13 protein-coding genes are annotated in these 9126 nt (G+C 66.6%); 10 read left to right on the forward strand and 3 right to left on the reverse strand.

What is annotated here, in order from left to right; all coding sequences use genetic code 11:
* Positions 1–2 precede the first annotated feature (2 nt).
* The 4 genes from rplP (at position 3) to ACSQ3D_RS16560 (ending at position 1578) form a co-directional block, all read left to right on the forward strand.
* Entirely contained in the window at positions 3–419 is a 417-nt protein-coding gene (gene rplP, locus ACSQ3D_RS16545; RefSeq protein ID WP_056164770.1) for a 50S ribosomal protein L16, read from the forward strand.
* Positions 420–435: 16 nt separating this feature from the next.
* Entirely contained in the window at positions 436–630 is a 195-nt protein-coding gene (rpmC, locus tag ACSQ3D_RS16550; RefSeq protein WP_008906429.1) for a 50S ribosomal protein L29, read from the forward strand.
* 10 nt (positions 631–640) lie between these two features.
* Entirely contained in the window at positions 641–910 is a 270-nt protein-coding gene (gene rpsQ, locus ACSQ3D_RS16555) for a 30S ribosomal protein S17 (protein ID WP_055394987.1), read from the forward strand.
* Between the two features lie 161 nt (positions 911–1071).
* The gene (locus tag ACSQ3D_RS16560; protein ID WP_056416667.1) at positions 1072–1578 is read left to right on the forward strand and encodes a peroxiredoxin; all 507 of its coding nucleotides are present in this window, start codon (positions 1072–1074) and stop codon (positions 1576–1578) included.
* A gap of 82 nt (positions 1579–1660) precedes the next feature.
* Here the strand turns inward: ACSQ3D_RS16560 and ACSQ3D_RS16565 are convergent, their stop codons facing one another.
* Both ACSQ3D_RS16565 and ACSQ3D_RS16570 read right to left on the reverse strand, forming a co-directional pair.
* The gene (locus ACSQ3D_RS16565; protein ID WP_056416670.1) at positions 1661–2152 is read right to left on the reverse strand and encodes a GNAT family N-acetyltransferase; all 492 of its coding nucleotides are present in this window, start codon (positions 2150–2152) and stop codon (positions 1661–1663) included.
* Positions 2153–2198: 46 nt separating this feature from the next.
* The gene (locus ACSQ3D_RS16570) at positions 2199–2885 is read right to left on the reverse strand and encodes a cytochrome b/b6 domain-containing protein (protein ID WP_436127636.1); all 687 of its coding nucleotides are present in this window, start codon (positions 2883–2885) and stop codon (positions 2199–2201) included.
* 295 nt (positions 2886–3180) lie between these two features.
* Here ACSQ3D_RS16570 and ACSQ3D_RS16575 point away from each other — a divergent pair, with 295 nt between their 5' ends.
* Complete coding sequence (locus ACSQ3D_RS16575) at positions 3181–3636, forward strand: c-type cytochrome (RefSeq protein WP_396507188.1); 456 nt, start codon at positions 3181–3183, stop codon at positions 3634–3636.
* Positions 3637–3929: 293 nt separating this feature from the next.
* On the opposite strand, the gene ACSQ3D_RS16580 is transcribed toward ACSQ3D_RS16575, so the two are convergent.
* Positions 3930–4433 carry a TlpA disulfide reductase family protein gene (locus ACSQ3D_RS16580; RefSeq protein WP_056416678.1) on the reverse strand — a complete coding sequence of 168 codons (504 nt, stop codon included), beginning with the start codon at positions 4431–4433 and terminating at the stop codon, positions 3930–3932.
* 249 nt (positions 4434–4682) lie between these two features.
* On the opposite strand from ACSQ3D_RS16580, the gene ACSQ3D_RS16585 reads away from it, so the two are divergent.
* Genes ACSQ3D_RS16585 through ptsP form a run of 5 tightly spaced genes read left to right on the forward strand, consistent with a single transcriptional unit; the run spans position 4683 to position 9036 of the window.
* Positions 4683–5252, forward strand: a complete 570-nt coding sequence (locus ACSQ3D_RS16585) for a hypothetical protein (protein ID WP_436127637.1) — start codon at positions 4683–4685, stop codon at positions 5250–5252.
* Positions 5249–6526 carry an MFS transporter gene (locus ACSQ3D_RS16590; RefSeq protein WP_436127638.1) on the forward strand — a complete coding sequence of 426 codons (1278 nt, stop codon included), beginning with the start codon at positions 5249–5251 and terminating at the stop codon, positions 6524–6526. The genes ACSQ3D_RS16585 and ACSQ3D_RS16590 overlap by 4 nt, the downstream gene beginning before the upstream one ends.
* Positions 6523–6975, forward strand: coding sequence for a PTS sugar transporter subunit IIA (locus ACSQ3D_RS16595; protein ID WP_056164753.1), 453 nt, complete (start codon positions 6523–6525; stop codon positions 6973–6975). The genes ACSQ3D_RS16590 and ACSQ3D_RS16595 overlap by 4 nt, the downstream gene beginning before the upstream one ends.
* A complete protein-coding gene (locus ACSQ3D_RS16600) occupies positions 6944–7213 on the forward strand; it encodes an HPr family phosphocarrier protein (protein ID WP_056164752.1) in 270 nt (89 codons plus the stop codon). Before ACSQ3D_RS16595 ends, ACSQ3D_RS16600 begins: the two co-directional genes overlap by 32 nt.
* A gap of 53 nt (positions 7214–7266) precedes the next feature.
* Positions 7267–9036 carry a phosphoenolpyruvate--protein phosphotransferase gene (gene ptsP, locus ACSQ3D_RS16605; RefSeq protein WP_436127639.1) on the forward strand — a complete coding sequence of 590 codons (1770 nt, stop codon included), beginning with the start codon at positions 7267–7269 and terminating at the stop codon, positions 9034–9036.
* Positions 9037–9126: the final 90 nt, after the last annotated feature.

Below are 9126 nucleotides of genomic sequence, written 5' to 3' on the forward strand. Positions count from 1 at the left end.
GTATGCTGCAACCTGCTCGCCGCAAGTACCGCAAGGAGCAAAAGGGCCGTAATACCGGTGTCGCAACGCGGGGTGCCTCCGTTGCGTTCGGTGATTTCGGTCTGAAGTGCACCGATCGTGGCCGTCTGACGGCCCGCCAGATCGAAGCTGCACGCCGTGCGATTTCCCGTCACGTCAAGCGTGGCGGCCGTATCTGGATCCGCGTGTTCCCGGACAAGCCAATCTCTACCAAGCCCGCAGAAGTGCGTATGGGTAACGGTAAGGGCAACCCCGAGTACTACGTGGCCGAAATCCAGCCCGGCAAGATCGTTTTCGAAATCGTCGGTGTGCCCGAAGAACTGGCCCGTGAAGCGTTCCGCCTGGCTGCTGCCAAGCTGCCGCTGCGCACCACGTTCGTCAGCCGTCACATTGGCGCGTAATTCAGGAGAACAAGCAATGAAGACTACTGAACTGCGCCAAAAAGACGTCGCCGGCATTGAAGCCGAAATCAAGGCTCTGCAAAAGGCCCATTTCGGCCTGCGCATGCAGAAGGCTACGCAGCAACTGGGTAACACCAACACGCTGCGCACCACCCGCCGCGATATCGCCCGTGCCAAGACCATCCTTGCTGAAAAGCAAGCCGCCAAGTAAGGAGCCCCCTATGACGGAACCTAAAAAATCCCTCAAGCGCACCTTGGTTGGCAAGGTGGTCAGCGACAAACGTCAAAAGACCGTGACCGTGCTGGTCGAGCGCCGTGTGAAGCACGAGCTCTACGGCAAGATCGTTGCGAAGTCGAGCAAGTACCACGCCCATGACGAAAATGGCGAGTACAAGCTGGGCGACGTGATCGAAATCACCGAGAGCCGTCCGCTCTCCAAGACCAAGAACTGGGTGGCTACCCGCTTGGTGCAAAAGGCCGGCCTGCTCTAAGCCCTTGCGGCTGATTGGCAGCACTGCCCTCCAGAACGACCCACAATGTGGGTCGTTTTGCTTTTGGGGGCCGCATTTTTGCAAGGCCTCGCATGCGGACGTGACAGCCAATCCGTCCATCCATCAAACCCACCAACCAACCCACAACCTAGGAGAGATCAATGATCCAAGTCGGTGACACCCTGCCCGCAAGCACCCTGATGGAGTATTCCGAAGTCGAAGGCGAAGGCTGCAGCATCGGCCCGAACGCCGTGCCGGTCGACAAGGCCACTGCAGGCAAGACCATTGCGCTGTTCGCGCTGCCCGGCGCCTTCACACCCACCTGCTCGGCCAAGCACGTGCCTGGCTACCGCGACAAGGTCGAAGAATTCAAGGCGGCCGGCGTCGATGAGATCTGGTGCGTGAGCGTGAACGACGCCTTCGTGATGGGCGCCTGGGCGCGCGACCAGAAGACCGACGGCAAGGTGCGCATGCTGGCCGACGGCGATGCCGTGTTCGCCAAGGCCACCGGCCTCACGCTGGACCTGAACGGCAAGGGCCTGGGCCTGCGCAGCAACCGCTACTCCATGCTGGTCAAGGACGGCAAGGTGGTCACGCTGAACGTGGAAGCCCCGGGCAAGTTCGAAGTCAGCGACGCGGACACGCTGCTGGCCCAGGCCAAGGCATAACTCCGCTGACACCATGGCGCGTGATGCTATCCAAAACGTAGCATCACGTGCTGGATGATCAAGCGACGGCACCCTCAATGCCTCAGTAGATATCCACCTTGAGGTAATGCGCCCCGGCGATGGGGTTGTGATAGTACGGAGGAATTTCTTCGAACCCCAGGTCCGTGTAGAGCGCACGGGCCGATTCCATGTCGTCCAGCGTGTCGAGCAGCACGCAGGCGTACCCCGCCTGCCGTGCGCGGTCGAGCATGGCTTCGGCCAGCTCGCGGCCCAGGCCGAAGCCGCGGAAGGCCTTGCGCACGTAGAGGCGCTTCATTTCGCTGGCGTTGGGATAGTCGGCGGTATCCAGGGGCCGCAGGGCGCAGCAGCCGGCGACTGCGCCATCGACCTTGGCCAGCAGCAGCGAGCCGCGTGGCTCTGCGTAGTCACCGGGCAGGTCGGCCATTTCGCCTTCGAAATCCTGAAAGCACAGGTCCACGCCCAGGGTGCTGGCGTATTCCCGGAAGATGTCGCGAACCTCCTGCATCTCGGCGTCCGAGGTGGGGGTCAGCAAGGTGACGGTGGGTTTGTCCACAACACGGTTGGTGCAAAACGACGGAAGCGGCAGTGTAGCGAGTCTGCTAGAACGAGGGCGCGCCGGCCAGTGTGGAGACCCACCAGGCCAGCGCTCCGCTGGCTGCGAGCACCACCAGTGCCACCAAGCGGCTGGCCCAGTCGTCGCGCGACGGGGCGGCGGGGGCCGCCAGGTCCTTGTCGCCGTGCACCATGGGCCGCACGATGCGCTGGCGCCGCACCAGCACGTAGAAGGCGATGGCCAGCAGGTGCAGTACCACGAGGCCGATCACGAGGTACTGGCCGATCTCCTTGTGGTAGCTGGTGGCCTGGCCCACCACCGCGTTGGACACGAAGCGGGTGAGCGGCCCGGCGAACGCGATCTCATCGTCGCTGAGCAAGCCCGTGGCCACCTGCGCGATCAGCACCGCCAGCAGCCCGAACACCGACAGCGCACCCAGCGGGCTGTGGCCGATGCCATCTTCCGGGTGGGCAGAGCCTTTCAGATAGCGCACCAGGCGCCCCGGCGAGTACAAAAAGGACGTGAAACGCGACCACCGGCCGCCCACCAGCCCCCACACGATGCGAAACACCAGCAGGGCCAGCACCACATAGCCCAGCCGGAAGTGCCATTCCATGGCGTTGCCGCCGACCTTGGCGGTGACGACCAGTGCGATCACGCTGGCGGCCAGCGCCCAGTGGAAGAGGCGGACGGGAAGGTCCCAGATGCGTACGGTGTGCTGTGGCTGCGTCATGGTGGCTGCGGCGGCGTGGGTGGATGGGTGGGTGGGTAGGTCGGCGGGTGAGTGCGGGAAGGCTGCTCCGATGGATCGATACCCGGGCGATGGCCGCATTGTGCGGGAGAGCAGGCGCCGCGAAAAGCGCCCGGCGCACGCCAAAGCAGCACAAACAGCGCCAAACCGGCATACTGCCTGCGCTGGGAATCCGTTTCGTGATCTGGCGTGGGCCGCCATCGGTGCGCCTGCAGGGTCGCTGCCGGTTCCAAGCCGCCGATTCTTGTTCCCACCCCACGACAAAAAGGAAGTTCCCATGAAAGCAATCGCTGCGCTCGCCCTGGCTGCCGCCACCCTCGCCGTGTCGGCACCGGCCTCCGCCCAGTTCGCCAAGGCCGAAGACGCCATCAAGTACCGCCAGAGCGCGCTGTTCGTGATGGGCCAGCACTTTGGCCGCCTGGGCGCCATGGCCAACGGCCGCATTCCGTTCGATGCCAAGGCCGCACAGGAAAATGCCGACGTGGTGGCCCAGATGGCCAAGCTGCCCTGGGTGGCTTTCGGCCCTGGCACCGACAAGGGCGCCCCGACCAAGGCGCTGCCGGAGATCTGGACGGAGCAGGCCAAGTTCAAGGAACACGCCGAGAAACTCGAAGCCGAGTCGGTGAAGCTGGCGGCCGCCGCCAAGACGGGCAACCTGGACAACCTCAAGACCGCCTTCGGTGCCGCGGCCGGCACCTGCAAGGCTTGCCACGACAACTATCGCGCGAAGTAAAGTACACCCCCCTGAGCGGCTGCGCCGCTCGGTGCTGGCCGCCAGAGGCGACAGCTCTTCGGGCCGTCCAAGGCTGCGCAGGCAGGCTCGGAGCCGCGGCCCTCAGCCCCTTCTCTCGAATCGCTGCGCAATTCGGGATGGGGGGACGACGCCAGCGGCGGAGCGGCCCTGGTCTAGGACGCAGCCGTTGCAAGCATTTGCTATCAATAAAATAGCTTTTAACGCTTCTCACATAAGCCAAAAAGCCGATTTCGTAAGAAATCGGCCTTTTGTTTTGGAGGTGCAGTCGCGCCTCAGGTCTCTGCCAGCAGCTTCTCGATCAACTGGTGCAACTCGGGGAAGTTAGGCGCGCCGACGTAGGTCTTCACGATCTCGCCGCGCTTGTTCACGATGAAGGTCGAGGGAGTCAGGCGCACGTCGCCCCAGGCCTTGGCAACATTGCCGGTGTTGTCGATGGCGACCTTGAAAGGCAGCTTGCGGGTTTCCGCAAAATTCACCACGTAGCTCGGTGGGTCGTAGCTCATGGCCACGGCCAGGGTGTCGAAGCCCTGGCTGTTGTACTTGTTGTAGGTGGAGATGATCTCGGGCATCTCGGCCACGCAGGTGGTGCAGCTCGTGGCCCAGAAGTTGACGAGCGTCACCTTGCCCTTGAGGTCGGTGGTCGACTTGCTGGTGCCGTCCAGCAGCACGAACGTCGATTCGGGCGCGGTGGAGCGGCCCGTGTCCAGGTACACATAGGCGCCCACGGCAGCGAACGCCGCCACCGCCACACCCGCCGCCCAATGTTTGATTGCCATGACTTTCGCTTTCGTCCATCCGTCGATGCTGAAACTGCCGGCCGCCCTTCGGTCTGCCTGACGCAACTACTGCAGGCCTGCCTGTGAAGGCGCAGCCCGGAGCAGATTGTGCCGGACCGGGCGTCGCCGTGCTGGCGCCAAGCCCTGAGACCCCCCTGCCGGCCAGCGGATGGAGCAGCGCCGGGGGCAAAAGTTCTGCGCGCAGCATGATCTGGCGCAAACCAGGAGCGCTCTGCCGATAATGGGCCGATGAAATGGACACTGACCGGGGCCCGGGCCCTGCCGCTGATGCTCTCGGTATCCGTCGCGCTGGGGCTGATGATGATAGGCTGCAGCCCGGCGCTGAACTGGCGCAGCGTGCCCCTGCCCGAGGCCGCCATCACCATCACGCTGCCCTGCAAGCCCGACCAGGCGACGCGCACGGTGGAGCTGGCCGGTGCACCGGTGGAACTGGCCATGACCGGATGCGATGCCGACGGCGCCACGCTGGCCGTATCGCACACCGCGCTGGCCGACCCGTCGCAGGCGGGCGCAGCCCTCATGCACTGGCGCGCCGCAGTCCTTGCCAACCTGGGGCCCGCAGCCGCCGCATCGGCCACCGACACGCCCTACACACCCACGGGGGTGCTGCCCCTGCCGCAGTCGGTGCGCACGGTGGTGCAGGGCCAGCGGGCTGACGGCAGCGCGGTCAGTGCGCAGGGCGTGTGGTTCGCGCGGGCCGTGGGGCCGCAGGTGCGGCTGTACCACGCGGTGGTCTACACCGCCAAGCCGCGCCCCGAGGTGGCGGACACCTTCTTCGCCGGGATCGCCTTCCAATGACGGGCGCGCCCCACCTGTTGCCGCGGCGGGCGGCCATCATCGTCTTTCTCGCCTTTGCGTTCGCGTACTTTCTGTCGGCTCTGGTGCGGGCCGTGACCGCCACGCTGGCGCCCACCCTGGCGCAGGAATTCTCGCTGCATGCCAGCGACCTGGGCCTGCTGGCGGGCGGGTACTTCCTGGGCTTTGCGGCCACACAGCTGCCGCTCGGTACGTGGCTGGACCGGCACGGGCCCCGCAAGGTGGCGCTCGGATTTTTGGGCGTGGCGGTGGTGGGCAGCCTGGTGTTTTCGGTGGCCACGGGGTTTTCGGGCCTGCTGGCCGGGCGCGTGCTGTGCGGCGCGGGCGTCAGTGCCTGCCTGATGGCGCCACTCACCGGCTACCGCCGCTGGTTCGAGCCCACCACGCAGATGCGCGCCAACTCCTGGATGCTCATGACGGGCTCGCTCGGCATGGTGGCGTCCACGCTGCCGGTGCAGTGGGCGCTGCCGCTGGTGGGCTGGCGCCCGCTCTTTTGGGGCCTGGCCGCGCTGATCGCGGTGTCGATGGTGGTGATTGCCGTCTGGGTGCCGGGGTGGGCGGCTGTGGGGCAGGGCGGGGCGGACTCGTCGGCAGGCCGCCGAGAGGCGCCGCCGCCCGAGGCGCCGGGCTATGCGGTGGTGTGGAGCCATGCGTACTTCCAGCGGCTGGCCCCGCTGGGTTTCTTCGTCTACGGCGGCATGGTGGCCATGCAGACGCTGTGGGCGGGCCCGTGGATGCAGCGCGTGGCGGGCTACACGCCGCTCGAATCGGCCACGGGGCTGTTCTGGATCAACGTGTCCATGCTGTGCACCTTCTGGACCTGGGGCATGGTCAACCCGTGGCTGCTGCGCAAGGGCCTGGGGCCTGACCGGTTGATGGCGGCGGGCCTGCCGTTCTCGCTGCTGATCCTGCTGGCGATCATCGTGGCCGGTCCGCGGGCCGGCGGCGGGGCCTGGGCGCTGTTTTGCGTGTCGTGCACCTTTGTCTCGCTGTCGCAGCCGGCGGTGGGCATGGCGTTCTCGCAGGCGCTGGCGGGGCGGGCGCTGTCGGCCTACAACCTGGTGATCTTCGCGGGCGTGTTCGTGGTGCAGTGGGGCATCGGGCTGGCCGTGGATGCGTTCGCCGCGCTGGGGATGGACACCGTGCCGTCGTTCCAGGCCGCCATGGGGCTGTTCCTCGCGTGCAACGTCTCGGCCTATGCGTGGTTCATGCTGCGGGGGCGGCGCCATAATGTGCTCCAAACATCCGCCCCATGAGCACCACCAGCATCCTCCTCATCGCCCACGCCCCGCTGGCCCATGCACTGCGTGAATGCGCGCTGCATGTGTTCCCCGACTGCGGCAGCAGCGTGGCCGCGCTGGACGTGCCGCCCAACCAGCCGCCCGAAGAGTCGCTGGCCCAGGCGCGCATCCTGCTGGACCAGCTGGGCACCGACTCCACCCTGGTGCTCACCGACGTGTTCGGAGCCACCCCCTGCAACATCGCGCAGCGCCTGACCGACGGCGTGCGATCGCGCCTGGTGACGGGCGCCAACCTGCCCATGCTGCTGCGCGCAGTCAGCTACCGCAGCGAGCCGCTCGACTCGGTGGTGAACCGCGCGGTGGTGGGGGGCACGCAGGGTGTGATGCAGGTGGCGATCTCCGCGCCGCAGAACCAGAACCGCCGTAATTCCCATGATCAAGACACGTACGACCATCAGCAATAAATTGGGCCTGCACGCCCGCGCCTCGGCCAAGCTGACCAAGCTGGCAGGCAGCTTTCCCTGCGACGTGTTCATGAGCCGCGGTGACCGCCGCATCAACGCCAAGAGCATCATGGGCGTGATGATGCTGGCCGCCGGCATGGGCACCGAGGTCGAGGTCGAGACCAGCGGCGACCGCGAACAGGAAGCCATGGATGCGCTGCTGGCCTTGATCGCCGACAAGTTCGGCGAGGGTGAGTGAGCTGTTCGGCTGCCCATTTTTCATCACCCTGTTGAACCTGTAGCCCCACCACCATGACCTTTTCCGTCCACGGTCTCGCAGTCGCCCGGGGCATCGCCATTGGCCGGGCGGTGCTGGTGGCATCGAGCCGCGTGGATGTGGCCCACTACTTCATCCAGGCCGAGCAGATCCCGGCCGAGATCGAGCGCGTGCGCCAGGGCCGCAATGCCGTGGTCGAAGAGCTGCAGCGCCTGCAGGCCGACATGCCCGCCGACGCGCCGCACGAGCTGACCGCGCTGCTCGACGTGCACCTGATGCTGCTGCAGGACGAGGCCCTGACCGGTGGCGTCAAGCACTGGATCACCGAGCGTCTGTACAACGCCGAGTGGGCGCTGACCACGCAGCTCGAAGTCATCGCGCGCCAGTTCGACGAGATGGAGGACGAGTACCTGCGCGAGCGCAAGGCCGACCTGGAGCAGGTGGTCGAGCGCATCCTGCGCTACATGAAGGGCGTGGCCAGCCCCGTGGCGCCGCCGCCCAGCAGCCCGCGGCGGCACAAGCAGCTGGGGCTGCAGCAAGACCTGCTGCTCGACGAGACCGTGGACGTGCCCCTGGTGCTGGTGGCGCACGACCTGTCGCCCGCCGACATGCTGCAGTTCAAGCAGAGCGTGTTCGCCGGCTTCGTGACGGACGTGGGCGGCAAGACATCGCACACCGCCATCGTGGCGCGCAGCATGGACATCCCGGCCGTGGTGGGCGCGCGTGCGGCCAGCCAGCTGGTGCGCCAGGACGACTGGGTCATCATCGACGGCGACGCGGGCGTGGTCATCGTCGACCCGTCGCCCATCATCCTGGCCGAGTACGGCTTTCGGCAGCGCCAGGTCGAGCTCGAGCGCGAACGCCTGGCCCGGCTGCGCCATACGCCCGCCGTCACGCTCGACGGGCACAAGATCGAGCTCTTGGCCAACATCGAGCAGCCCGGCGACGCCGCCGCCGCCGTGCGTGCCGGTGCCGTGGGCGTCGGGCTGTTCCGCAGCGAATTCCTGTTCATGGGCAAGACCGGCAACCTGCCCGGCGAGGACGAGCAGTACCGCGCCTATTGCGAGGCCATCGACGGCATGCAGGGCCTGCCCGTGACCATCCGCACCATTGACGTGGGGGCCGACAAGCCGCTGGACAACAAGGCCCACAAGGACAGCTACCTGAACCCGGCCCTGGGCCTGCGCGCCATCCGCTGGAGCCTGGCCGACCCGAGCATGTTCCGCACGCAGCTGCGGGCCGTGCTGCGCGCCGCGGCACGCGGCAAGGTCAACCTGCTGTTCCCCATGCTGGCCCACACGCACGAGATCCAGCAGACGCTGGCCCAGGTCGAGCTGGCCCGCGCCGAGCTGGACGCCCGCGGCGAGCCCTACGGCCATGTGGAGCTGGGCGCGATGATCGAGGTGCCGGCCGCGGCGCTCATGGTGCGCACCTTCCTCAAGTACTTCGACTTCTTGTCCATCGGCACCAACGACCTGATCCAGTACACCCTGGCCATCGACCGCGCCGACGAAGCCGTGGCCCACCTGTACGACCCGCTGCACCCCGCCGTGCTGCGCCTGGTGGGCGATGTGATCGCCGAAGGCCACCGCCAGGGCAAGAGCGTGTGCGTGTGCGGCGAGACCGCCGGCGACGTGACCATGACGCGCCTGCTGCTGGGCCTGGGCCTGCGCAGCTTCTCCATGCACCCGGCGCAGATCCTGGCCATCAAGCAGGAGGTGCTGCGCGCCGACACGCGCAAGCTCGCGCCGTGGGCGCAGCAGGTGCTCGAGGGGGACGAACCAGGGACCCTGCTGGCGTCCTGACGTGCCTCCCCGCTGTGCGGTGGGCGATTGGTAATTGGTAATTGGTAATTGGTAATTGTGGTGGTTGCTATTTAATTCATAGCTGCTTGC

It is taken from the genome of Acidovorax sp. LjRoot117 (genome assembly GCF_964252695.1).
In the GTDB taxonomy this organism is placed as follows: domain Bacteria; phylum Pseudomonadota; class Gammaproteobacteria; order Burkholderiales; family Burkholderiaceae_C; genus Acidovorax.